The following is a 24021-nucleotide window of genomic DNA, read 5'->3' as shown; positions in this document are numbered from 1 at the left end:
ACCCTAAGTAAAAGACAAAGGTTACAATTTCCAACTATGAAAATAAAAACTGACTTTTCCTTCAAAAAACTAACCATTTTCAGCATTGCTGTATTGGGAATATGCTTTTGGGCAGGGGATTCTATGGCTCAAAATGAGCAGGAAAAGTCAGAAATGGAACGAGAGAAACCTATTGACAAACCTTTGGTAGAGAATCAGTCTGATCAGCCTGATATTCAGGTTCGAGAGAGCTATATTCCTTCCACTACCAACGTCGCACCAGTCAAGACTCCAGCTCCAAAAAAGGAAAGCACTTTTAGCGGTGAAGGGAAAAAAGCTGAACCAGCACCTTCTACCTTGTCTTTTAATATTTTTCTCTACATCGTAGATAAATTCAAAGCAGATTAAACTATCCTTCTGCTAAGAATTTCTCTAAGTCTTGAAGACTAATCATCCCTTCGTAATAAGCTCTTCCAAACACTGCAGCTGATACTCCCATGTCTCGAAGTTGCCTAAAATCATCAACTCCTCTTACACCACCACTTGCTGCAAGATGAATGTCTGGGAATTTGTTTCTGATACTTTGAAACAGTGAGAAGTTCGGGCCTTCCAATACCCCATCTCCAGTGACGTCAGAACATTTCAAGTACTTCAATCCGCGCTCATAGAAAAACTCAATATGATCAAATAGGTCAATTTGTGTTTTCTTTAACCAACCTTTGATTTTGATTTTATTATCATCTGGATTGACGTCAGCTGCCAAATTGATTTTTTCTCTTCCATAGGAAAGTATAAACTGAGCGAAACGCTCTGGATGATTTGCCGCTGCGGAACTCACGGTGATCGTAGATGCACCAAATTCAAAACATTTGATTACATCGCCATCGGTAGAAATACCACCTGTAAAATCAACTTTCAAGTCAGTATATCCTGCAATAGCCTCTAGGATATGATAATTTTTTGGTTCACCTCTGCGTGCTCCATCTAGATCTACGAGATGAACTCTCTTGAGTCCAATGGATTCAAAATCCTGAGCAATCCCCAGTGGGTTATCAGATATCACTTTTTCAGTGGAAAAATCACCCCTTTTCAGTCGGACACATTTCCCATTGATTAGCCATATGGAAGGAACAATTTCAAACATCTTAATACTATTCAGGTTTATGTTGGGAAATGAGATTCAGATTGAAGATTCACTGGCATCTTGTTTCTATTCTTATCCAATATGCAAATCTTTTGTAAGTATTAAACACGAAATTTGCTTTCAGGAGTTCTGACTGACAAGAAGATTAGGATTTCAATACTTTAATTTAGCTATTTTTCCTTTAGCACCGGATGCCCATACTGAGCCATCTGCGTGTCCTATTTTCACTGCGTGAAAACCATCTTCAGAAATTGGCTGCCATGTAATGCCCGCATCAAGGGAATAATCCGATCCAGAAGGGCCTACTGCAATTAGCCATTTTTGTTTGTGGAAGTATACTACCCCTGAGCGATAGCCACCTGGTCCACTCTGTGGGAGCACCCATTCTTTTTTATTTGATACATATATGCCAGCTATATTTTCCTGCATCTCTTCATTCAAATAATCTCCACCTACGCCGACGATATCACCACCTCCCATACTTGTGATGGAGAATATGCCCTGAGAGGATTCTCCTTGGATAAATGGGCTTGTAAATTTCTCCCAGCTTGCTCCCATATCTTTCGAATAATGGAGATTCGACTCTGATCCACCAGTTCCTAGCCAAAGTTCATTTCCTTCCGCTAGCAAAGAGGTAGCACTAGCAGCAAAGGCCGCTTCACCCACTGCAGCTGCAGGAAGGGAATCTACCAAATACCAGCTTTTCCCGTGATTGGCAGTTTGGAGGATTGTCCATTTGCCTTCAAAAGGATCTCCTACGACAAATCCCCTACTTGCTGAGCTAAAACTTATCCCATCTAAGAAAGCGAATTCATTCTCCTGATGCTTTAGTTCCCAAGTTTGTCCGCCATCCTGTGTTTTATAGATCACTGCAGGCTGACCTGCTGAGACCACGATGGCGGTCATCGCATCAAAAGCATGTATAGATCTGAAATCAACTGAGTCTAATCCTGCGATTACGCCATGATCCCAAGTCTTGCCAGCATCTATCGTCCTCAGCCAGACGCCATTACTACCACTTGCCCATGCTATCTCACTTGTGAGTGGGGAAAGACCTCTTAGAGATGACTCTACTGGCGTCTCAAGGATCTCCCAGCCGCTAGGTTTATCGGCTAGTTCTTCATCAGAATTTTTGCAGGAAAAAAGCGCTATCAATAATGATAGCGCTAGTAATTTTCTTTTGATCATATTATTCTAAAATCAGACTATATCAACTTTTCTATAAGCTTGAATTAATGCTTTTTCCCCAGCTACTCCTGGAGAGGCATTTCCATGCTCCATACCCATTACACCTTTGAATCCTTGTTCATGGATGAATTTGAATACATTGCTATAATTGATTTCTCCAGTTCCTGGTTCCTTTCTACCTGGATTATCTCCGATTTGAATGTAAGCGATTTCATCCCAAGTCTTCTGCATCGTAGCAATGAGATTACCCTCATTCCTTTGCATATGGTAAATATCATACAGAATCTTACAAGCTGGGCTATCTACAGCCTTGCAAATCATATAAGATTGGTCAGCATGACGTAGGAAGAGATCAGGATTATCACTCAAAGGCTCCATGACCATCACGAGTCCATGTGGCTCTAATACTTCAGCTCCACGCTTAAATGCCTCAATGACATTGCCTGACTGCACGCCCATAGGAAGATTTCTTTCGAAGTATCCTGGAACTACAGTCATCCATTTGGCTCCAACTCGTTTCGCTACTTCCACGGATTTCTTACAGGTATCCACGAAAGTATCTATGAATTCCTGCTTGCCTGTAGTCAAAGACACTTTCCAGTTATCCCCGCCTTCGATCACAAAAACACCCATTCTCATTCCAAGGGAATCTAGGGTTTTGCCAATAAGGGCTTGATCTTCTACAGAGCGCTTGAGCATGCCATTGTCCTCCAGTGATCTAAAACCCTGATCAGCCATGAATTTCAATTCATCTACAATTCCACCTGGAGCGGAATTTCTGAACATTCCGAAGTGTGGAGCAAAATCCATATTGAAGGTAGGCTCAGCCTTGCCTGCTGCAAAAGAAGGCATACTCATAGCCCCAGAAACACCCATTAGGGTGCTTCCTAAGCCAACTTTCTTAATAAATCCTCTTCTTTCCATGATTAAACTACTTTAGTTTTGCCAGGAATAGCATGAGGATAATAGCCATCTGCACCAGGTAATACCTTAGGCAAAGCATCCCAAGCTAAAGTATCGGGCATCAAATCTACTGTACCATTAATAGCCTCATCGAAGGTCAACGGCTTACCAGAATAGGTAGCATATCTACCCATGATGGCTGTCATGGTACTATTGGCGGCATTTTCTGCATCAGCAAATTTATATTCTCCATTGAATAGGGTAGCCCAAAGCTGATCATGCTCTACCTGATAAGGATTTGGCTGATTCTTACGATCATGCTCATACAAGACATTGCCTTTCCAATCTTTCAATGTTCCATAATTACCAGCACTTAGGTAGGCTGTTCCTTTGGTTCCTTGGAAGCTTTCATCTACGCGGTTCTGCGCGCCAGGGAAGTGACGACACTCACTGTGAATCACCGATCCATCTGCGTAGGTAAAAGTTAGAACATGGTGATCAAAGATTTCTCCATTATCCTTACCTGTACGAATAAGGCGACCGCCTGTTCCTTCAGCTTTTACCGGCGGACCCTGCTTCACCCAGTTAGCTACGTCAATGTTGTGCACGTGCTGTTCGTTGATATGATCACCACAAAGCCAGTTGAAGTAGTACCAGTTTCTCATTTGATATTCCATCTCAGTCTGACCTGGCTGACGCTCTCTTACCCATACGCCACCGTCATTCCAATACACCTGGCCATTGATAATATCACCAATATCACCATTGTGAATTCGCTTGATTGTTTCTATATAGTTTGCTTGGTAATGTCTCTGAAGACCTACCACAACGTTGAGTTTTTTAGCCTTTGCTTCTTCAGCAGCTTTCAATACTTTTCTAATACCTGCAGCATCTACTGCTACTGGCTTTTCCATAAAAACCTGTTTCCCCTGCTTCACCGCTTCTTCGAAATGCATAGGACGGAAACCAGGAGGTGTAGCCAGAATCACTACATCTGCTAATGCAATAGCCTCCTTGTAAGCATCAAAACCGACAAATTTCGTTTCCTCTGTTACAGCAAGCTTGTCTCCATATTTTTCACTTAGCGCCTTGTGTGCATTATCTAGTCGGTCTTTGAAGGCATCTGCCATCGCCACTACCTTGATATTGTGTCCTGTTGCTAAAGCTTGAAAAGTAGCACCAGTTCCTCGACCACCACAGCCAATTAGCGCAAGTTTTAATTCATTGACTGGAGCAGCGTATGCCCCAGGCAATACAAACGGCGAGGTCATCAAACCACCTGTTACCAAGGCGGAAGTTTTGATGAAGTCCCTACGTGAATTTTCGATTTTCATGAGTATAGGTTTTAAGGGTTAATAATCAGTTATAGGAGCGGCTTGATAGTAAGCCATAATTTCTTCATCGCTAGGTGGCATAAGGGGACGCACTAGTCTTAATCCTAAGAATGGTGCTTCTGGAAACCACCATTGGCTTTTAGGAATCTGTGGATCTATTCGCTTCCAATCTGCAGAACTTTCAAATCGCTTGGTAGAACTCAATTCTGAAGCTTCTGTATCGTAGCTTCCACCACGTACCACTCTTGGATATAGCTCAGTGGATGGATTGGAAGGATTGGCTGCAGGCGATGCTGCGTAAAATTCTGAATCGTATTGATCCGAAGTCCATTCTAGCACATTGCCATAAATATCATAAAGTCCCCAAGGGTTTGCTTTCTTCTCACCAATGGGATGGGTAGTATCCTCAGAATTCTCTCTAGTCCAGGCATATTCTCCAAGCTGGGATGGATCGTCGCCGAAAAAGAACCTTGTTTCTGATCCAGCTTTGGCGGCATATTCCCATTCTGCTTCTGTAGGAAGTCGGTAGAAAACACCTGTTTTCAGGTACAGCCAGTGGCAAAACTGGATGGCACCGTACTGTGTCATTCCTATGGCAGGCTTACCTTCTTTTCCCATTCCAAATGTCATATCCAGATAAGGCATACTTGGTCTGGTCAGTCCATCCACGATTTCTCCAATTGGTCCTTCGGAGAGGGCTAACTCATAATTTTTGTCTAGGAAAAGCTCAAAAGCATCCCAAGTCACTTCATGAGTTCCCATCCAGAAAGCATCAATTTTCACTTCATGAGCAGGTTTTTCATCGGCGAAATTGTCCGATCCCATCATAAAGCTTCCTTCTGGAATAGCCGCCATTTGAAAAGCGACTTGAGTTCCTGGGATTTTCTGCGTGTAGGATTCAAAATTGGAATCATTGACATCAAAGCTCATCAGAAGCAATGCGCCAATTAAGCTGTATTTTGTGTTTGTTTTAAACATGTTCAAAGAAAAAATCTTTAGCATTAAATATAATAGTATTGGATTTGCAATTTAGTCCGTTTTTGATGGATGGAGGGAATAGATGCTCACCGTAGATTCATCCAAATATATCAGCAACAGGCTCTTGTCCGCTATAATTTTGCGAATGTTTCCACTCAGGTTCAGCCCGCTTTTGGATTTGGAAGCATTGGTAAAATCACCTTTTCCATTGCCAAGTAAAACAGTGCCTTGGCTTGCATCATATTTACCAAAGTACAATTTACCATAGCCGATATTTCCACCGAGTATTATATCCAGATTTCCATCTCCATTCACATCCACAGCTTCTGAAGCAAAAACTGGTGAGTACTGAGCTTGAATAGGTAATTCTTTTACCTCAAATTTTCCTGTTTCATTTCTGACAAAATAGCTTGTCTCTAGTCGATTGATGTAAATGGAACCTGATCCTTGGCGTTCTCCTGGGGTGAAAAGCTCACTCATTTTTACATTAGAAAAAGACTTAAAGTCAAGGTATCTCTTTTTTAGGAACAGTACTTGACCAAGTATTTCATCGCGACTTGCTGCTGGATATCTTTCTCCTTGGATATAATATCCCAAAAAGGCATCAGTGGATCCATTTCCATCAAAATCCTTATATAAAATCTCCGCTGGCTCCGAGCTGCTTGCCTTGATCTGGGAGTTTGTCCCTAGGTTTCCAGCCAATATCTCCACCTTGCCATCTCCATCCCAATCAGCCAAGGTCAAGTCATTCCAAAAACCAAATTCATGCTTCTCGAAGAATTCAAGGGTAGTTTCTATCCATTGATTGTCTCGGAAAGAGAAAATCTGAATTGGCATAGCCTCTCCGAGTACTATCAATTCAGGCTTTCCATTCTGATCTAAATCTGCGATGCCAGCGTCCGTGAGCATCCCCAAATTGACAAAAGTAGGGGCAAGTTGTTTGGTTTGGTCGCTAAAGTTTCCGTTGCCATCATTGATCCAAATTCTAGCACCAAGAGAGGTTGGGAATTGACCTGGATTGATTCTGGCTCCTACAAATAAATCTGGAGTACCATCCAAATTCAAATCAACCACCTGCACTGTACCTGTCGGAAATGCTTCAGAAGGTAAAGACTGAGAAGATATGCTGAAATTACCTTTTCCATCATTTAGGTAGAGTCGATCTCGCAAAACTTCATCTCCTACATTGAAATCATATACTCCACCACTTGCTACATAAAGGTCCAAACTACCATCTCCATTTGCATCAAACGCAATTGCGTCAGTATCTTCCGAAGCAGCATTAGCGGCAAAAATGCTAGAATTCATCTTGACAAAAGAGCCGCTCGATGTCTGTGAATAAAGTGTGCCAGAGGCATTGGAGCCTGCTCCTACAAATATATCCTCACGTCCATCACCAGTAAAATCAGCGTAAACCAACGCCTTTCCGTTTCCAGAAACTGGATTAATCAATAAGGGCTGCCGCTTGTAATCATTGAAATCCCTACCCTTCTCATTACTTAGTTTTGCTTTTTCTGTCAAGAAAACTTTCGAAGAACTCAGCTTTTTATTGGTAGGACTGCCAGTAGTACCTTCGCTCAACTCCAGGCTTTGGTTGGCAGCTATGGCATATTCCTTGGTGGTTTTTCCACCTGGCCAGCTGACTTGGATAGAATCGATTTCGCTTATTTCACCTAGGCCAAAATGCAATGTAGTAGACACGGAAGACTGATAGCCACGATACGGATTCTGTTCCAAAACTTGTACAGTATTTCCAGCGAAGATTTCAACTTTGGCTCCAAATGCAGATGAATTGCTAGCAGATCCTATAAGCTTCACATTCAGATAATTTCCGCTATTGAGTTGGCTGGTCTGATTCTCATAGATAAATGCTGGGGAGTTGATGTTGTTGACAATGAGGTCAAGATCACCGTCATTATCAAGATCACTGTAAGCTGCTCCACTACTATTTGCAGTTTGATTGATTCCCCAATCATTCGTTTTATTTTCAAAGGTCAACTCACCTGTATTCTGGAAAATGTAATTGGTCAGATTCGAAGAAGGCATGTTTTTGACCATGTTCAGTAAATCCTCCCGCTTGAGCTGACCACCTGAAGTACGAACGTAATTGTCCATGTATTTCAGAAAGTCCTGATTGTTGTAATCCCTCAAGTAACCATTGGTAATGAAGAGGTCTTTCCAGCCATCATTATCAAAATCAGCAAAAAGTGAGGACCAACTCCAGTCGGTATTGGATACTCCTGATAGCTGTCCAATCTCCTGATAAGTACCATCGCCAGAATTTACATGCAGCATATTTCGCATGTATTGATGATGAAATCCTTTATTTACATTCAGCTCAAATAATTCAAAATTATCTGGGGCGAGCAAAAGCTTTTGTCTTTCATTGCCCTCAGGGAGCATGTCTAGCGTGAAAATATCAGGCAAGCCGTCGTTGTTGAAATCAGCGATGTCATTACCCATAGAGAAATGAGAGGTATGTCCTAGACGGCTTTGGATCTCATCCTTGAATGTTCCGTTTTTTTGATTGATATATAGATAATCAGGCATGGAATAATCATTGCCTATGTAGATATCTGGCCAGCCATCTTGATTGATATCTGAAACCGCTACGCCCAGTCCATAGGATAGGCTCGAGCTAGAAATACCAGCTTTCTGAGTGATCTCGATAAACTTCCCATCTCTGTTTTCGAATAGCTGAGAACCAGCTTCGTGTTTTTCTTTGAGTAGTACCTTAGTCAAATTCACATCCTGATTTTGGATGGATTTGGTGTTGTGATTTAGTATAAAAAGATCCAAATCTCCATCTAGATCAAAATCAAAAAAGCTAGCTGAAGTGCTTGGTGCATTAGAAGCTATGCCATATTCTTCAGCCATTTCTTTGAAAATAGGAACTCCATTTTCATCATTTCCCTGATTTACAAAAAGTTCATTGGTACGTTTCTCAGTTGGCAAATTTCCTGAGTAGCATTGATAAATGTCTAGTTTGTTATCGCCGTTGATGTCGACGAATACAACTCCAGTTTTCCAAGGACCTGATCTTCCGGTAGCTCCAGAAGCTTGAGCTGTTTCTGTGAATTTAAGGTCTCCTTGATTGAGGTAAAGCATATTGCCACTTACATTGGCAGAAAAATAGATATCCTCCAGTCCATCCTGATTCAGATCTCCCACAGCCACGCCACCTCCATTGTAGAGGTACTCGTACATGAGGACATTGAGGTTGAGAGTCTCTTCTATTCTATTGGAAAAAGTGATTCCTGTTTGTTCAGGGGCCAAAAGATGAAAGAGAGGAGGAGTATTTGAAATTGAGGGATTTTCAGACTGATTGCTGTTGTCTGGTTCAGAACAAGAGAACAGTAGTAAACTGAGCCCCAAAACTGCTATGAAATTCCGGTTGATCATATGTTAAAATAATCTAAGCCATCCCAAATGAGATGGCTTAGATCAAAAATTAAAAGAAAATTATTTTTTAGTCTATTCCAGGATTTTGGACTAGAGCTGGATTACGATTCATCTCACTTCGAGCTATCGGCACAAAGAACATTTTATCTAACCAAATTCTGTTCTCTTTTCCTGGGTCAATTGGAAGCACCTTGTACTCATAGTCGTAGTACTCGGTATCATACCTATAGGTAGATAGAGTTTTACCAGGCTTAAGTGTACCGGTAATGTTGATGATGTTTGCTTTACGACCTAGGGTTTCCTCAGCAATCATCCAACGGCGCGTATCATGGTATCTCTGCTCCTCATAGGCCATTTCGATACGTCTTTCATTTCTATATCGAGCTACCAAAGCATCTCCAGTCTCAGTAACAGCAGGTTGTCCAACACGGAATCTAATTTTATTCAACCAGAATCTTGCTTCGTCCTCCTGACCTAATTCCAGTGAAGCTTCTACGTAATTTAGAACCACTTCAGTAAATCTAATAATAGGCCATGGCACTTCTTGCCAAGTATTCTGATCAACAATAGTAGGATCTGCGTCTACGAATTTTCTGGTATAATATCCAGTATAGCTACCATTCCAATCCTCGATAGAACTATTTCTAGTATCCAAACCAAAGTGAGTCACTTTAGCTCCTGAAGCGTCTGTTACTTCATAGGTACCAGCTTGAATTTGACCCAATGGATCCTTAGGCTGGTTGGCCGTGGATCTTGGTTTCCATTGAGCTCCGTCATACAGAATGGAAGCATAGAAACGCGCATCTCTATTCTCAAAAGGTGCAGAAGCTTGATCAGGGTTGGACCAGTCGAATCTAGTACCATCCATCATCTCATAATCATCTACTAGCAATTGTACTGGAGAGTTACCTGCCCAGTTGTTATAGCCATTTGGTCCGTTGAAAAGACCTTGACGACCACCATTTTCTTGCTTCATGTTGATGAAATATCTACCCAAAATAATCTCTTGCTCACCACCATTTCTGGCCATTGAGTTGTCGATGTAATTCTGGATACCTATCTCGTGTGAAACAGGCTCAGACAAACCCAAATTATTTCCACTTGCCTTTTCTAATACTGCTCTCGCAGCATCTTGAGCTTTTTGCCATCTTTCAGTTCTATTGCCACTTGGATATGCTACTAGATCAAGATTAGGATAAGAAGCCAAAAGCGTAGAATTAGAACTGGCAGTAGGGCCATCATGCAAATCACTTGCTGCATACAATAGCACTCTGGCTTTCAAGGCTAAAGCTGCAATATCTGTAGCTCTACCATCTACCTTAGACTTACCTTCCAATAAAGCTGCTGCGTCATTTAGATCTGTTACAATGAAGTTGATGGTCTCTTCCCATGTAGCTCTGGCTAGGTCATAAGTATCTTCACCCAATCCATAAGGCTTATCCACCAAGGGAATTCCACCATGGTATCTAGCTAATTGATGATAATAGTAAGCTCTCATGAACTTTGCTTCACCTAGTAGTTTGTCTACTATTCCCCCATCATTTTCAAACTGTGGGTCTGAAAGGTTTGCTATGGCAATATTAGCTCTACGGATATAGCTGTACATGTTAGCCCAGCTATAGGTGTTATTCACCCAACCTAAATCAGCTGCATTTACTCTCGCCTCAGTGACTGTGGTAATACCACGTCCTGGGTGTGTAAACATTGCCTCATCAGAGAGAGATGCGAGCATTTGCTCGTCAAATCCACCATTTCCAAATCCTTGATAAATCCCAATTACGAAAGCTTCTGCTAAAGATGGGTCAGTCCATACCGCAGCTTGCGATATCTCACCTAGGGGTTCTGTATTTAGAAAATCACTGTTACAGCTTGCAATGGTAAAGCATGCTGTAAGCATTATTACTATGTGTTTTATATTTCTTTTCATTATTTGAGTTTTTTAGAATGAAACAGAAAGACCAGTGTTGATTACCCTTGCTTGTGGGTAATATTGACCTGTTGAAGCGTCAGACTCTGGATCATATACCTTCGTCTTACTCCAAGTGATCAAGTTCAATCCGTTTACGTAAAAACGGGCATTTTTGACTCCAATCTTCTCAGTGATATGAGCTGGAATGTTGTATCCAATTTCTAAGTTTTTCAATCTCATGTAATCAGATGGTCTGAACCAATATGTATTTCCTGAAGAATAATACTGATCGTTTCTATTAGCAAGTCTTGGATCTGTGCTGCTAGGGTTATCGATAGTCCACCTGTTGTCATAGATATCAGAAAGATAATTACCTATGTTTCCTGACTCACCTGCACTGATATACTGTCTTGCTCCCAATGATCCTTGAAACAAGATAGAAACGTCGAATCCTTTCCAGTTGGCGTTTAAGTTAATTCCACCTTGGAATAGAGGGATGTTGTTATTGTCCATACGTACTCTATCATCAGGAGTGATTTTTCCATCACCATCGTAATCCTTATACTTCATATCACCAGGACGTAAATTATTGGTAATAGCTGAGTAGTCAATAGTCTCAGCATCGATTGATTGCTGATCTGGGAATACTCCATCATACTGGTAAACTAAGCCTGTATTCATAGGGCTGCCAGTAGATCTCTGCCACTCAGGAGCTCCTGGAGCTTCATCCCAGAACAAAATACTGTTCTTGGCATAACCTCCGTTTACACTTGCAGAATACTGGAATTCTCCTTTTCCACCTCTTATGCCTAGATTCAAGTCAAAGCCTTTGTTTTCTACTTCTCCAATATTTTCAGCTGGTAGATTTAGACCTGTTGATTGTGGCACTGAAGCGTTTCTCTGCCAAAGGATATTTGTACGCTTGTTGTAGAACAAATCAAACTCGAAGAATATTTTGCCTTCAAGGAACTGTCCTTCAAAACCTAAGTTAGAGTTGTTGGCAATTTCCCATGTAATTGCTTCATTAGGAACTCTTGTTTCATAAAGTGTCTTTGTTTCTGCTCCACCAACGATATAAGAGCTAAAGCCATAAGTAGAAAGATACTGGTATTCACCAATCTGATCATTACCTAGCTGACCCCAAGAACCTCTGATTTTGAAGAAGTCAAAGGTTTTACCAAGTGAGTTTTTCCAGAAATTTTCTTCAGAAACAACCCATCCTAACATCAATCCTGGGAAGAAACCAAATCTCGTGTCTTCAGGGAAGATATATGAACCATCGTATCTCCATAGGAACTCTGCAAGATATTTCTCCTTGTAGTTATAAGCTACTCTACCGAAGTAGTTCAAACGAGCTCTATTAAATGCTCCACCACCGTTATCTTTTTGAAGATCACCACCAGCAAACATTTGATCAATAGCAGTAGAGATAAAGAATCTTCTATAGGCATTGAAATTATTTCCGTCGATTGTTTCTCTGTTGACACCAGCTACTACATTTAGTGTATGGATATCATTAAACGTCTTATCGTAATTAATAACCCCACCCAAAAGCACATTCAATTGCTGGCTAGTAGACTCATTTAAGTTTGGTTCAGCAGGACCTCTTTTACTTGGTACCAATACTGGAGTAACTCCATCATCCTCGAAACCATTACCTTTTTCATACAAGGTCCATGGAATTTGCCATCTTTTAGTCGCTCTGATGTATTTATCAATAGCGGCTGTACCAGTGAATTTCAATCCTTCTACTCCAGGAATTTTGATCTCCAATGTACCTGTAGACTGGATATAGTCACGCTTGTCACGATCGTATCCAGTTTGGTTTGTAGTAATTACTACTGGGTTTTGACCGTTTTCGATATCTGGACCTGGCTTGCCATTTGGCCAGTATGCAGGCTGGTTTGGCTTACCTCTCATCGACATACGGAAGATCGCAGCTGCAGATTGAGTTGGGAAGGATCTTACTTCTTCTCTAGCTAAAATACCCAAGCCTACTTTCATATACTTATTGATATTCGCATCTAAGTTGATTCGGAAGTCATACTGTTGGTATCCAGTAGCGGCATCCTTATAGTATGCATCCTGATCTTGGTAACCTAAGGAAGTCAAGTACTTCACATTCTCACCACCACCTACTAATTGTAGATTGTATCTACTCTGAGGAGACCAATTTTTAAGTGTTTCACCATACCAGTCAGTGTCAGGGTAGTTCCACGGATCAGAACCGTTTTTATACAATTCAATTTCCTCTGGTGTGTAGGGAGCAGATCTAATCTGACCATTTGGTCTAACATATTCTCCGTTCTGCTTGTACGCTTCATTTGCAGCAGCCCACTCATCAGTAGGAAGCTCGTAGATATTTAACTCATTCAGCGCATTTGCATACTCAGGTGCGTTTGCCAGTTTTGGAAGCAATGCTGGCTGAGCCCATCCTAAGTTTGCTTGAAAAGTCAGTTCAGGAGCACCGGTAGCACCTCTTTTGGTAGTTACTAGAATTACACCGTTTGCAGCTCTAGATCCGTAGATAGCAGCTGATGCATCTTTCAATACCGAAATACTCTCGATATCATTTGGATTAAGTCTTTCTAGACCACCTGCTCTGTCAGGAATTCCGTCGATTACTACCAAGGCTGAGTTGTTACCCAATGTATTGGAACCACGAATCCGAATTCCAGATCCATCATAACCTGGCTCACCACCTCTGTTTACAGCAACCACACCAGCCATACGACCAGCGATAGAGTTTGATAAATTCAGAGCTGGAGACTTGGTTAGTTCCTTACCTTTTACTGTGGCAACAGAACCTGTAATAGTTTCCTTCTTCTGCTCACCATAACCTACTACAATTACTTCTTCCAAAGATTTTGTATCAGGTAGCAAGGTGAATTCAAAATTAGTCTGCGAACCAACTGTCACTTCCATCGGCGTGAAGCCAATAAATGACATGACTAATACGTCATCTGGTCCAGAAACGCTAAGGGTAAACTTACCGTCAATATCTGTGACGGTACCATTTGTTGTGCCTTTTACAAGGACGGAGGCACCAGGCAGAGGCAAATTATCCTCTCCTGAAATTATGACACCAGACACCTCCTGGGTCTGGGCGAATGTTGTGCTAATCAGTCCTAGACAAAAAATTAATGTCATGCTGAATAGCTTTAAATGAGTAAAGTTTCTCATTGGCATAGGGGTTTATTGTTATTTAATAGATTTTAACATTCTAATGTCCCCCTATGCATTAAGAAAAGCAAACTGTTTATCGCATAAAATTGACTGTATTTTGACGTATCATGGACAAACCTATAATCATAACCGCACACATTTGTATTATTTTTAGAATAAATGGATAATTGTTTGATTATATCAAAAGAAGGCTGGGAAATAAATTAGCAAAAATTGATGTTTTTACTCATTTCAATCGATTGCTATAGTCTATTCACCACTGCTTTTTTTGGAATTTCCAAAGACCAGATTCCTCGCAAATCTCCAAGACCAAAATCTCTCGCTGAATCTTCCGGATAAAGAGAATCTATTTTACTTAAAACGTCAACTTCTAGATCCTTTGTTGGAACTCCATGGCAAGCCAAACAAAATTCTGAGGAAATGACAATCGCTTTAGTATACAGTAATACATCTCCCTCTGCTATAGCCTGTATATTTGATTCATTTTTTATATTGTTTTCCACATTATATTGATATGCTTCCAGCAGCGGAACTTCGTCTGCGGTAGGTAAATTAGCTTGATTTCTAGCACGTGTAGAAGTTCTACGAATTGATATTCCGTATGTATTTGCTAGCTCTTCTATAATAGGTACAGCATTGATATTACAAAATTCTAAGGCCTCTGCATAGCCATTTTCGTTCACCTTTGTGTGAAGATTTTGCATAAGTAGCTGCTGTGCTTCGGTGCTGATCGAATCTCCCCAGATCATTGCTTCCTGAATGATTTGAGCATCAGAAAGTTTCTTTGCTTCCATAGATTTATTCACCTGATCAAAAACATCTTTTGAAATACGCTCTCGGGAGCCACAAGCCATCAATAGTAAAGCTGGGATGAGAAAAGATACTAGTTGCTTCATGAGGTTATGAATTAAGGAATATATAAAACTACAAATCATTGCTTAGATTCTCTGTTGATTCTTCGATTCTAAGCAATTCATTCAGCGGTCCTGCATGCTTCTCCTTTGAGAAGCGATGAAATAACTTATTTTTGCTTATCTCAATTATGCTCATGCGAAAAACACTAGGTCTATTTTTATTCGGGATGATGCTTAGCACTCAGCTTTTCTCCCAAACCTGGACTAGGATGCAAAGCTGGGGCTTAGACTTTGAATCAATCACTTGGCTGGATGAAGATTTGGGATTCGCAGTGGGCGAAAACCTTATAATTCGCAGCTCAGATGGAGGAATCAGTTGGGAAGAGCTTGAGGTGAGTTTTGAAGGGAAATTGCTGGATATTCGCTTTTGGGACGATAAGGCAGGCATTGCGGTAGGAGAAAATGGACTAATCCTCAAAACCACAAATGCTGGTGCTAGCTGGACTCAAGTACCATCCGGAACACTCCATACTTTGACCAGCGTAGCTATTTCTTCTAAAGATAAAATACTGGCTACATCGGATGGAGGAGAAATTTTGCTTTCTACAAATCAAGGAGAGACTTGGACAAAGCTGAATTCTGGAACAAGCCGAAGCTTGAATGAGATCACTTTTTTGAATGCTGACACCGCTTATGTGGCAGGAAACCAAGGCTTGATTATGAGAACCTATAATGGAGGGAATCAATGGACCTCCTTGAACGCAGGTTTATCCACAAATCTTAATGGAATAGCTTTTTCCACCGCAGAAATTGGCTATGCTGTAGGAGCGGGAGGAACTATAATAAAAACGCTGGATGGTGGTGAAACTTGGCTTATACAGAATTCTCCAGTACTCACTGACTTGCAAAAGGTAGCCATTAGTCCAGTGGACATTCGAATAGTAAGTATAGTGGGAAATATGGCCACTGCCCTACGATCTACTAATTCTGCTGCTTCTTTTGGCAAAGCAAATTTGGGAGCTACAAATAGTAGAAACCTACGAGCTTTGGCCTTCAAGCCAGGCAGTAATTTGGTGTTTGCTGTAGGTCAGGATGGTTACCTTATTTCTTCTACCAATGCCGGAAGTAGTTATAGTCAGCGGCTGGCAGGAATTCGAAATGATTTCAGTGGAACAGATTTCAAAACAGATCGTGCAGGGCATATTTCTGGTGAAAAAGGCGCAAATTATATTACAAGCAATGGCGCCAGCAGCCTAGTGTATAGGCCTGTTCCAGAAGAAGTAGATATTCTGGGAATGGATTATTGGAATACATCTTTTGGCTATCTGGGTTCCTATTCAGGGAAAATGTTTCGAACATCAAACGGAGGAACGACTTGGGTTCCAGTTCCTGCGCAGACCTCCGAAGCAATTACCGGCTTTTACCTATTTGCTCCATCTGTTCTCTATATCACTGGAACGAACGGATATATTGCCCGATCATTTGACTCTGGAGGCACTTGGGATGCGGCGGGTATTGAGACCAATACGAGTGAAAACCTAAGAGACCTCGCTTATTTTGATTATCAAGTGGGTTTTGCAATGGGAGATAATGGGCAGATCAGCTGGACGAATGGAGGAAGTGTCTGGGAAAACCTTCCAAAACTGACGGATGAAGATCTGAATGCCTTATCGAAACTAGACTCCAATACTGCCGTGATCGTAGGAGATGCAGGAGTAATCCTCAAGTCAGTGGATATGGCCAAAACATGGAAGAAGATCAATGTTCCCTTCTCTGACAATTTCAATTCTGTGGATTTTTGGGATGAATACTTAGGATTTATTTCTGGCGATAATGGGCTTATTCTTCAGACCAAAGATGGGGGAGAATCCTGGGTACAAATTCCGAGTGGAACGACTCGAAATATCACCGGCATAAGTGTAGGTACACCTACAGTAGCATTCGCGGTCGGAGATGATGGAACAATTTTGAGATATGAATGCATTCCTCCTATCGAGGTAAGTGAGATTTCTGGCGAGAACCAAGTCTGCCTTACAACTAACATCTATTCAATTGAAGACCCTAATTTTCCTGGAGCGCAATTAGTATGGCGTGTGGATGGTGGTGAAATTATTTCAGGGCAGGGTACTCATGAGGTTGAGGTGCTTTGGAAAACCCCAGGAAGAAATGGTGTTTTTGTGAGTATGGAGAATTTCTGCGGCAATGGAAATACCTCCTCTTTGGAAGTTATAGTTACAGCGATTCCATCTGCAGAGGTACAAATAGCAGGAAATGGAGCAGTGTGCTTGAATGAAACAACAAATTATTCTCTGCCTAAGTTAGATGGAATTAGCTACACCTGGGAAGCAAGTGGAGGTGAAATACTGCAAGGTCAAGGTTCTGCTGCTATAAGCGTGAAATGGAATACTGCTGGAGCGCAGGAATTGCGGGTAATTCAAGAAAATGCTTGCGGAAAAGCAAGTCCAGTACTTCTGCCAATTGCAGTGAATATACCTCCAGCACAGCCTGGAGAAATAACAGGAGAAACTCAAACAGGGCTTTGGGAAACAAGCTATGAGGTACCTGCACAAGATCAGGTGAACTTAAAATGGACAATTTCAAATCAAGGCGGAAGAATACTACAGGGGCAGGGCACAGAAAAAATTACTGTGCTTTGGGAAAAAGAAGGGGATTTCCAGCTAATCGTTACGCCCGAAAACGACTGCAATGATGGTGAAGCCAGAGTGCTGGACGTAAACGTCAACGTAATCACTGCCTTGCCAGAAAAGGAAGATTTAAGCGTTAGTTTATTTCCAAATCCATCTTCAGGCACCGTAAACCTTCATCTAGGAGCCGGAAATTATAAAAGTCTGCAAGTAATCAATGCTTTTGGGCAAGTGATCCAGACGATTGACTTGAGTGCTGATACCAAAGAGATCAAGTTGGAACAGTTACCAAGAGGCATGAATCTAATCCAAGTCTATACTGAGTCCAATGTTTTGGTAAGAAAAGTGATGGTCAATTAATGAGAATTAAAGTTGCTTTTTACTGCTCTCCACGGATATTCACATATTGGAAGATATCTCCCACGGTGGTGTTTTTCACAAAAGCTTTTTTCAAAATAGCCTCAGGGAAATAGCCAGCTTTCTCTAGGACATTCATGGATTGTCCGTTGAAATCATAGACTTGGGCAAAGATTCGCTCAATATCAAATTTCTCAAAAATATACTTACTGTATAATTTTACCGCTTCCGTAGCTATACCCTTGCCCCAAAATGGCTCGCCAATCCAAAATCCCAATTCCATGTTGGTGCGGAGTTCATCCTTTCCTCTTTCAGAGCCAACAGAGCCTGCCAATTTACCTTCAAATTCCACAGCAAAATTTTGTGGAGGATTGAATTTTTGATTGTGTTCTATCCAATAGCGTGCATCATGAATAGTATAAGGCTGCGGAAAGCTATCCTTAAGATTCATTGCGATCTTGGGATTATTGGCCAAAGGATAGAGCTGATGAAAATGAGCCTCATTCCAGGTCACTAATCGAATTTCTCTTTCTCCAGTAATAATCATAAAAGTCTGATGGTTAATTCTTCAAGATAATAGGCTAATCGCAGAATCAATAAAATTCTACTATATTTTATGCAAATGCCCAGCCTATTCTTCTAATCCGCTGTTATTCATACGGTCAAGGTTTTCTGCAAATCGTAATGCGGATATAAAATCCTCAATGTGTCCATCCATTACCTCGGGGAGATTGTACACAGTTTTATTGATTCTATGGTCCGTTACTCTCGACTGTGGGTAATTGTAGGTTCTAATTTTGTCCGATCTATCCCCAGATCCCACCATCGACTTGCGTTGAGCTCCTACAGCGTCGTTGTGTTTTGCTAGTTCTATCTCGTACAGTCTTGATCTCAATACTTTCAGCGCTTTTTCAAAGTTCTTGATTTGAGACTTTTCATCCTGACAAGTCACAATCAATCCAGAAGGCTCATGTGTCAATCGTACCGCTGAGTAGGTAGTGTTCACAGATTGTCCACCAGGACCTGAAGAACAATAGGTGTCTTTTCGCACATCATTCATATCGATGTTTACTTCTACATCATCCATTTCTGGCAAAACTGCCACAGAGGCAGCGGAGGTATGAACTCTGCCTTGAGATTCTGTGGTAGGCACTCGCTGTACACGATGAACACCTGACTCGTACTTCATTCTGCCATACACATCTTCTCCTCCAGAAATAGTGGCAATGATTTCCTTATATCCTCCAGCTGATCCAAAGGTCAAATCCAACACGGTTAGCTTCAAATTCTGTCTTTCGCAGAAGCGCTCATACATACGGAATAGGTCTCCAGCAAAAATAGATGCTTCATCACCACCAGCTCCACCTCTGATTTCCAAGATACAATCTTTGGAATCATTAGGGTCCTTCGGTATCAGCAACTGCTTGAGCTCCTCTTCAAGCTCCTCTTTCCTAGGTCTTAGTTCGTCCAGTTCGGCCTTGGCCATTTCCCTGAAATCTGGATCTTTTTCCTTATCGAGAACTTCCTTGGAACTGACAATATTTTGCAAGACTAAGCTGTATTCATCATATACTGCTACAATTTTTTCTAACTCTTTGTATTCCTTCGTAAGCTTGGTGTATTTGCTCATATCGGCCATAGACTCAGGCATAATGATGAGTTGACCTACTTCTTCAAAACGTTCTTTGATTGATTGTAATTTGTCCAGCATAGTATTTTAATCGCTGCGCAAAAGTATGCAAATTTATCCGGAGGCTGAATATACAGTGCAACTAATAAAACTGAATATCCAGTCCTAAATCGTAATAGTTTCCCCTTAGTCTGCATGACTGAAAAAAGAGGGGCGCTTTAAATGTATTTAAGCTGGAATGGGAGTCAGAATATATACGAGAGACAAGCGCAAGTAAAAAGGCTGCCTTTTTCAGACAGCCTTTACTATTTATTCTACCGTTACCGATTTCGCCAAATTCCTTGGCTGATCTACGTTACAGCCTCTCATGACTGCGATATGGTAAGAGAGGAGTTGTAGCGGAACCACTGCTACTAGTGGGGCAAAAGCTTCATGGGTTTCAGGGATCTCAATCACGTGATCGGCTATGGCCTTCACTTGAGTGTCTCCTTCTGTGACCACTGCGATTACTTTTCCTTTTCTAGCCTTTACTTCCTGAATATTACTCACTACTTTTTCATAAGAGCTATCCTTGGTAGCAATGAAGAATACAGGCATTTCCTCATCTATCAAAGCAATAGGGCCATGCTTCATCTCCGCCGCTGGATATCCCTCAGCATGGATATAAGAAATTTCTTTCAGCTTCAATGCGCCTTCAAGTGCAACTGGGAAATTGTATCCTCTACCCAAGTAGAGAGCATTTCTTACATCCTTGTATTCCTCAGCGATGTACTTAATCGCCTCATTTGTTTTCAATGCCTGTTCTACTTTTCCTGGAATTGCTTCAAGCTCATGTAGCAACTGTATATATCTACTTTCTGGCAAAGTGCCTCGCTGATATCCCAGCTTCAGCGCCATCATAGCAAGAACCGAAATTTGAGCTGTGAACGCCTTCGTAGATGCTACCCCGATCTCTGGGCCTGCATGTGTATAGGATCCTGCATGAGTAGTTCTCGGAATGGAAGATCCAACTACGTTACACACTCCAAAAATAGTAGCGCCTTTAGATTTGGCCAGCTCAATAGCAGCCAAAGTATCCGCCGTCTCCCCAGATTGAGAAATAGCAATAATAAAGTCTTTTTCTCTTACAACTGGATTTCTATACCTGAATTCGGAGGCGTATTCCACTTCTACGGGTACGCGTGCAAATTCTTCGAAAAGATATTCTGCTACTAGTCCAGCATGCCAAGAAGTACCACAAGCAGTGATAATGATTCGCTCAGCATTTTGAAATTTATTCATATAATCTCGTAGGCCGCCAAGAACTAAGCGTCCTGACTTGGCGTCTAATCGACCTCTCAAGCAATCTGCAATTGATTTTGGCTGCTCATAGATTTCTTTCAACATGAAATGCTCATAGCCTCCTTTTTCGATGGCTTCCAACTCCATTTCGAGTTGATTGATATATGGATTGGTCTCTACGTTTTCAATGGTTTTTATTTGAAGACGATTGTTGCGGATTACAGCGATTTCGAAATCATCCAAATAAACGACCTTGTTGGTATATTCTATAATTGGGGTGGCATCAGAAGCAAGGAAGTATTCATCCTCTCCTACACCAATGACTAGTGGAGATCCTTTTCTCGCGGCAATTAGCGTATCAGGTTCTTCTTTATTGATTAATACGATCGCATAAGCTCCTACTACTTTGTGAAGGGCAAGTCTTAGAGCTTCCTCTAGGCTACAATGATTATTGAGCTGAATATCTTCTATAAACTTAATGAAGACTTCGGTATCTGTATCCGATTGAAAAGTGTAGCCTTTCTTAAGCAGATCCTGCTTGAGTACCTCGTAGTTTTCAATGATTCCGTTGTGGATCATTGCAATTTTTTCGGACGAAGAGTAATGCGGGTGGGCATTGGTGTCATTAGGCTCGCCGTGAGTTGCCCAGCGGGTATGACCAATTCCGATAGAAGAGCTTAGATCAGTATTCGATCCAAGGTGCTTTTCCAATTCGGAGACTTTTCCCTTCTTTTTGTAAATACTGAGGCCTTTTTTGTCCAATAATGCAACACCAGCACTATCATACCCTCGATATTCTAATCTTCTAAGTCCTTTGATAATTATAGGTAAGGCTTCTTGCTTCCCTACATAAGCTACGATTCCACACATACTGAAAAATTCTTAATGTTAAATTAAACTTCGGCAAAGAAACAGCTTTCATGCCAAAAAAAATAATCCACTTCCTAAAAATTAGAAAGTGGATTAGCTGATCTTAGTCGAAATCGATTGTGTTACTTGGATTTGGAGTAAATCACTTTCACTTTCACGTTATTTTTATTTACTACAAATTGGCGCGTAGATTTTTTGAAAGCATCACTGCCATCATTTGATAGAAATCCTCCATAAAGTAGCCAGTCTTTTCTGGTTAACTGTCCCCTGAAAATTGCATTGACGTAGGAGGTAATAAGTTGGCTATATTCCCTTGATTCCGAATCGTAAATTAATGCAGCTGGAGAATTTGTATTTGGAACTTCATCTCCATTTTCATCTGTGTATACCTGTGGATAACCGTCAGTTTGTACACTCAATGGTATTCCTGTGGAGGTTGTTAACACTTCATTATTTGAATCCGTGAAATACATTGCAATATTGGCCGGGACATGTTGGGTTTCATCCTGCGGTTCCAGCTCTCCGATTTCTAGGGCTACTTGATTGAAAGTAATTCCTACAAGTGTATCCAAAAAGGCATCAAAGGGACTCGTGTCTAGTTTGATGACCATTCCCAATCCAGCCTTCATACCTACTGTTGGACCAACATCATATGCTGTTTTGGGTTCTGTCACTACCGCAGTTGGCGTTCCAGCCCTATCATTTTTAATACCATTAAAACTTCTAGAAGAGGCTGTGGAGATATTGTACAAAGTAGATAAAGTATCCCCTTCATAATGATAATACACTTTCAAACCCGTAGAACTACCTATTGCAATTCCAATGGATGAATTATCTCCTTCTCTTGCTTTCACAGCAATGCCTGGGAAATAATCTCTAAAGGTGAATAAATCGTTGAACTCAAGGCCAAATTGCATCTTGCTGAAAATCTCCTCAGCAAACTTTTCGTCTACTTGGAAAGTGGCAAGTGTATCGGTCTCTTCTCCAAATACTAATTCTCCAGAAGAGAATGGGCTGGCCTCATATTCTAGCTTATCAAAGTTGTAATACGTCGTATCCAAGATTGGCTCTGCCAACTTATGAATAGCGAAATACTTTGGCTCATCTAAATCCGTCCCATCCACATTTGCAATGTTAAGACTGAAATGAACAGAGTCTAACATTGCATCAGAAGTTGGTCTTGCTGTTGCCGAGCTGATAAACAATCTGGAATAGCCAGTAGCAGAAGTCTTACCGAAGAACGGATCCACTTCTTCTCCTGCAATCAAAATTGCTTGATTAGTCGTCTTAAATGAGTCGAGTAATACTACCTCAGCAGGAAGCTCAAACTCCTCGAAAACCACACCGATTTGGTTGTTTCCGGGAGCAAGCTCAATACCTACTCTGGCAGGGTCACTACAAGAACTGATGATAAATAGGGACAAGATGGCCCCAAAGGCCAATTTAACCGGCGAGATCGTTGTAAATGCCGAATAGCTCTTCGTGAGCCTGTGCTTCTGATTCTGCTTCAATGCTGATGTCAAACTTCTTGTCTTTTGAGAAATCCTCGATTAGTTGGTTTAATTCTGCGGAAACTTCACCGCCTTTGACTACCAAATCGGCGTACTCCATGCCTAACTTGATAAATCCTGTAAAATCTTTGCTTTTCAAAGGTGCTAAAATAGCGTCATCTATATCTACCATCTTAACCTTGTTTAACAAATCATCGCCAAAGGTATGAGAAAATCCGTTGTTGTAGATCGCAAATACAGACTTCGTGTCTTTAAATAAAGGCTCGCTCTTGTAAGTGGTCTTCAAATACATTGGGATTAAGCTTGTCATCCAGTCGTTGCAATGCACGATGTCCGGCGCCCAGCCTAGTTTCTTGACAGTTTCGATTACTCCTTTACAGAAGAAAATCGCACGCTCGTCATTGTCTTCGTAGAATTTCTGCTGCTTATCATGGAATACATGCTTGCGCTGGAAATAATCTTCATTATCAATGAAGTAAACTTGCAGCTTCGCGTTTGGTATGGAAGCCACTTTAATTACCAATGGTTTCTCTTCTTCTCCTACTGCTATATTAATTCCTGATAATCTAACCACCTCATGAAGTCTATTCTTTCGCTCGTTGATCAGTCCAAATCTAGGTACCAAGATTCTAATCTCCATTCCACGCTCTTGCATAGCTTGAGGAAGTGATCTTAGGAAGTTGGCGACTGCTGATGTTTCGAGAAAAGGGTTGATTTCACTGGCAACGTAGAGGATACGTAATTTGGACATGCTTATTGGATTTTAATGTTGAGGTGAAAAAACAACTGCGCAAAGATAATAAAAAAAGCGATAAAAGCCTTGTTTTGTTGATTAATAATATACATTTGC

At 41.2% G+C, this 24021-nt stretch carries 16 protein-coding genes; 2 read left to right on the top strand and 14 right to left on the bottom strand.

All coding sequences use genetic code 11. The annotated features are described in order from the left end of the window. Nucleotides 1-36 precede the first annotated feature (36 nt). A complete protein-coding gene (locus LV85_RS00290; RefSeq protein WP_111316188.1) occupies nt 37-387 on the top strand; it encodes a hypothetical protein in 351 nt (116 codons plus the stop codon). A 1-nt stretch (nt 388) separates the two neighbouring features. Here the strand turns inward: LV85_RS00290 and LV85_RS00285 are convergent, their stop codons facing one another. The 9 genes from LV85_RS00285 to LV85_RS00245 all read right to left on the bottom strand — a co-directional run bounded on the left by LV85_RS00285 (nt 389) and on the right by LV85_RS00245 (nt 14919). Beyond that, nucleotides 389-1123, bottom strand: a complete 735-nt coding sequence (locus LV85_RS00285) for a 1-(5-phosphoribosyl)-5-[(5-phosphoribosylamino)methylideneamino]imidazole-4-carboxamide isomerase (protein WP_111316187.1) — start codon at nt 1121-1123, stop codon at nt 389-391. Nucleotides 1124-1276: 153 nt separating this feature from the next. Continuing rightward, complete coding sequence (locus LV85_RS00280) at nt 1277-2311, bottom strand: WD40/YVTN/BNR-like repeat-containing protein (protein WP_111316186.1); 1035 nt, start codon at nt 2309-2311, stop codon at nt 1277-1279. A 12-nt stretch (nt 2312-2323) separates the two neighbouring features. Beyond that, the gene (locus LV85_RS00275) at nt 2324-3235 is read right to left on the bottom strand and encodes a hydroxypyruvate isomerase family protein (protein WP_111316185.1); all 912 of its coding nucleotides are present in this window, start codon (nt 3233-3235) and stop codon (nt 2324-2326) included. Between the two features lie 2 nt (nt 3236-3237). Beyond that, the gene (locus LV85_RS00270; protein ID WP_111316184.1) at nt 3238-4548 is read right to left on the bottom strand and encodes a Gfo/Idh/MocA family protein; all 1311 of its coding nucleotides are present in this window, start codon (nt 4546-4548) and stop codon (nt 3238-3240) included. An 18-nt stretch (nt 4549-4566) separates the two neighbouring features. After that, nucleotides 4567-5526 carry a formylglycine-generating enzyme family protein gene (locus LV85_RS00265; protein ID WP_111316183.1) on the bottom strand — a complete coding sequence of 320 codons (960 nt, stop codon included), beginning with the start codon at nt 5524-5526 and terminating at the stop codon, nt 4567-4569. A gap of 51 nt (nt 5527-5577) precedes the next feature. Further along, nucleotides 5578-8733 carry a VCBS repeat-containing protein gene (locus tag LV85_RS00260; protein WP_245942071.1) on the bottom strand — a complete coding sequence of 1052 codons (3156 nt, stop codon included), beginning with the start codon at nt 8731-8733 and terminating at the stop codon, nt 5578-5580. Between the two features lie 262 nt (nt 8734-8995). Continuing rightward, entirely contained in the window at nt 8996-10855 is a 1860-nt protein-coding gene (locus tag LV85_RS00255) for a RagB/SusD family nutrient uptake outer membrane protein (RefSeq protein ID WP_111316181.1), read from the bottom strand. A 12-nt stretch (nt 10856-10867) separates the two neighbouring features. Beyond that, on the bottom strand, nt 10868-13987 hold the full coding sequence (locus LV85_RS00250; protein ID WP_245942069.1) for a SusC/RagA family TonB-linked outer membrane protein: 3120 nt from the start codon (nt 13985-13987) through the stop codon (nt 10868-10870). Nucleotides 13988-14265: 278 nt separating this feature from the next. Beyond that, nucleotides 14266-14919 carry a Tll0287-like domain-containing protein gene (locus LV85_RS00245; protein ID WP_245942067.1) on the bottom strand — a complete coding sequence of 218 codons (654 nt, stop codon included), beginning with the start codon at nt 14917-14919 and terminating at the stop codon, nt 14266-14268. 152 nt (nt 14920-15071) lie between these two features. Between LV85_RS00245 and LV85_RS00240 the strand changes: the two genes are divergently transcribed. Further along, nucleotides 15072-17882, top strand: a complete 2811-nt coding sequence (locus LV85_RS00240; protein WP_158531112.1) for a YCF48-related protein — start codon at nt 15072-15074, stop codon at nt 17880-17882. A 19-nt stretch (nt 17883-17901) separates the two neighbouring features. Here LV85_RS00240 and LV85_RS00235 read toward each other — a convergent pair whose 3' ends face one another. The 5 genes from LV85_RS00235 to LV85_RS00215 all read right to left on the bottom strand — a co-directional run bounded on the left by LV85_RS00235 (nt 17902) and on the right by LV85_RS00215 (nt 23922). Then, nucleotides 17902-18426, bottom strand: coding sequence for a GNAT family N-acetyltransferase (locus tag LV85_RS00235; protein ID WP_111316179.1), 525 nt, complete (start codon nt 18424-18426; stop codon nt 17902-17904). 84 nt (nt 18427-18510) lie between these two features. Then, on the bottom strand, nt 18511-19590 hold the full coding sequence (gene prfA, locus LV85_RS00230; RefSeq protein WP_111316178.1) for a peptide chain release factor 1: 1080 nt from the start codon (nt 19588-19590) through the stop codon (nt 18511-18513). A gap of 228 nt (nt 19591-19818) precedes the next feature. After that, nucleotides 19819-21660, bottom strand: a complete 1842-nt coding sequence (glmS, locus tag LV85_RS00225; protein WP_111316177.1) for a glutamine--fructose-6-phosphate transaminase (isomerizing) — start codon at nt 21658-21660, stop codon at nt 19819-19821. Nucleotides 21661-21782: 122 nt separating this feature from the next. Further along, nucleotides 21783-23183 carry a DUF4270 family protein gene (locus LV85_RS00220; protein WP_158531111.1) on the bottom strand — a complete coding sequence of 467 codons (1401 nt, stop codon included), beginning with the start codon at nt 23181-23183 and terminating at the stop codon, nt 21783-21785. After that, entirely contained in the window at nt 23104-23922 is an 819-nt protein-coding gene (locus LV85_RS00215; RefSeq protein WP_111316175.1) for a glycogen/starch synthase, read from the bottom strand. Before LV85_RS00215 ends, LV85_RS00220 begins: the two co-directional genes overlap by 80 nt. Nucleotides 23923-24021 lie beyond the last annotated feature (99 nt).

This window comes from Algoriphagus chordae, assembly GCF_003254055.1.
Classification (GTDB): domain Bacteria; phylum Bacteroidota; class Bacteroidia; order Cytophagales; family Cyclobacteriaceae; genus Algoriphagus; species Algoriphagus chordae.
Note: the sequence above shows the minus strand (reverse complement) of the source record. Positions and strands in the feature narration are given on the sequence as shown.

Excerpts from the sequence above, each read along its gene's own strand:
- LV85_RS00270 (WP_111316184.1), bottom strand. The coding sequence starts at position 4,548 with ATGAAAATCGAAAATTCACGTAGGGACTTCATCAAAACTTCCGCCTTG.
- LV85_RS00215 (WP_111316175.1), bottom strand. The coding sequence starts at position 23,922 with ATGTCCAAATTACGTATCCTCTACGTTGCCAGTGAAATCAACCCTTTT.
- LV85_RS00285 (WP_111316187.1), bottom strand. The coding sequence starts at position 1,123 with ATGTTTGAAATTGTTCCTTCCATATGGCTAATCAATGGGAAATGTGTC.
- LV85_RS00240 (WP_158531112.1), top strand. The coding sequence starts at position 15,072 with ATGCGAAAAACACTAGGTCTATTTTTATTCGGGATGATGCTTAGCACT.
- LV85_RS00235 (WP_111316179.1), bottom strand. The coding sequence starts at position 18,426 with ATGATTATTACTGGAGAAAGAGAAATTCGATTAGTGACCTGGAATGAG.
- LV85_RS00290 (WP_111316188.1), top strand. The coding sequence starts at position 37 with ATGAAAATAAAAACTGACTTTTCCTTCAAAAAACTAACCATTTTCAGC.
- LV85_RS00250 (WP_245942069.1), bottom strand. The coding sequence starts at position 13,987 with ATGACATTAATTTTTTGTCTAGGACTGATTAGCACAACATTCGCCCAG.
- LV85_RS00245 (WP_245942067.1), bottom strand. The coding sequence starts at position 14,919 with ATGAAGCAACTAGTATCTTTTCTCATCCCAGCTTTACTATTGATGGCT.
- LV85_RS00265 (WP_111316183.1), bottom strand. The coding sequence starts at position 5,526 with ATGTTTAAAACAAACACAAAATACAGCTTAATTGGCGCATTGCTTCTG.
- glmS (WP_111316177.1), bottom strand. The coding sequence starts at position 21,660 with ATGTGTGGAATCGTAGCTTATGTAGGGAAGCAAGAAGCCTTACCTATA.
- prfA (WP_111316178.1), bottom strand. The coding sequence starts at position 19,590 with ATGCTGGACAAATTACAATCAATCAAAGAACGTTTTGAAGAAGTAGGT.
- LV85_RS00255 (WP_111316181.1), bottom strand. The coding sequence starts at position 10,855 with ATGAAAAGAAATATAAAACACATAGTAATAATGCTTACAGCATGCTTT.
- LV85_RS00260 (WP_245942071.1), bottom strand. The coding sequence starts at position 8,733 with ATGTACGAGTACCTCTACAATGGAGGTGGCGTGGCTGTGGGAGATCTG.
- LV85_RS00280 (WP_111316186.1), bottom strand. The coding sequence starts at position 2,311 with ATGATCAAAAGAAAATTACTAGCGCTATCATTATTGATAGCGCTTTTT.
- LV85_RS00275 (WP_111316185.1), bottom strand. The coding sequence starts at position 3,235 with ATGGAAAGAAGAGGATTTATTAAGAAAGTTGGCTTAGGAAGCACCCTA.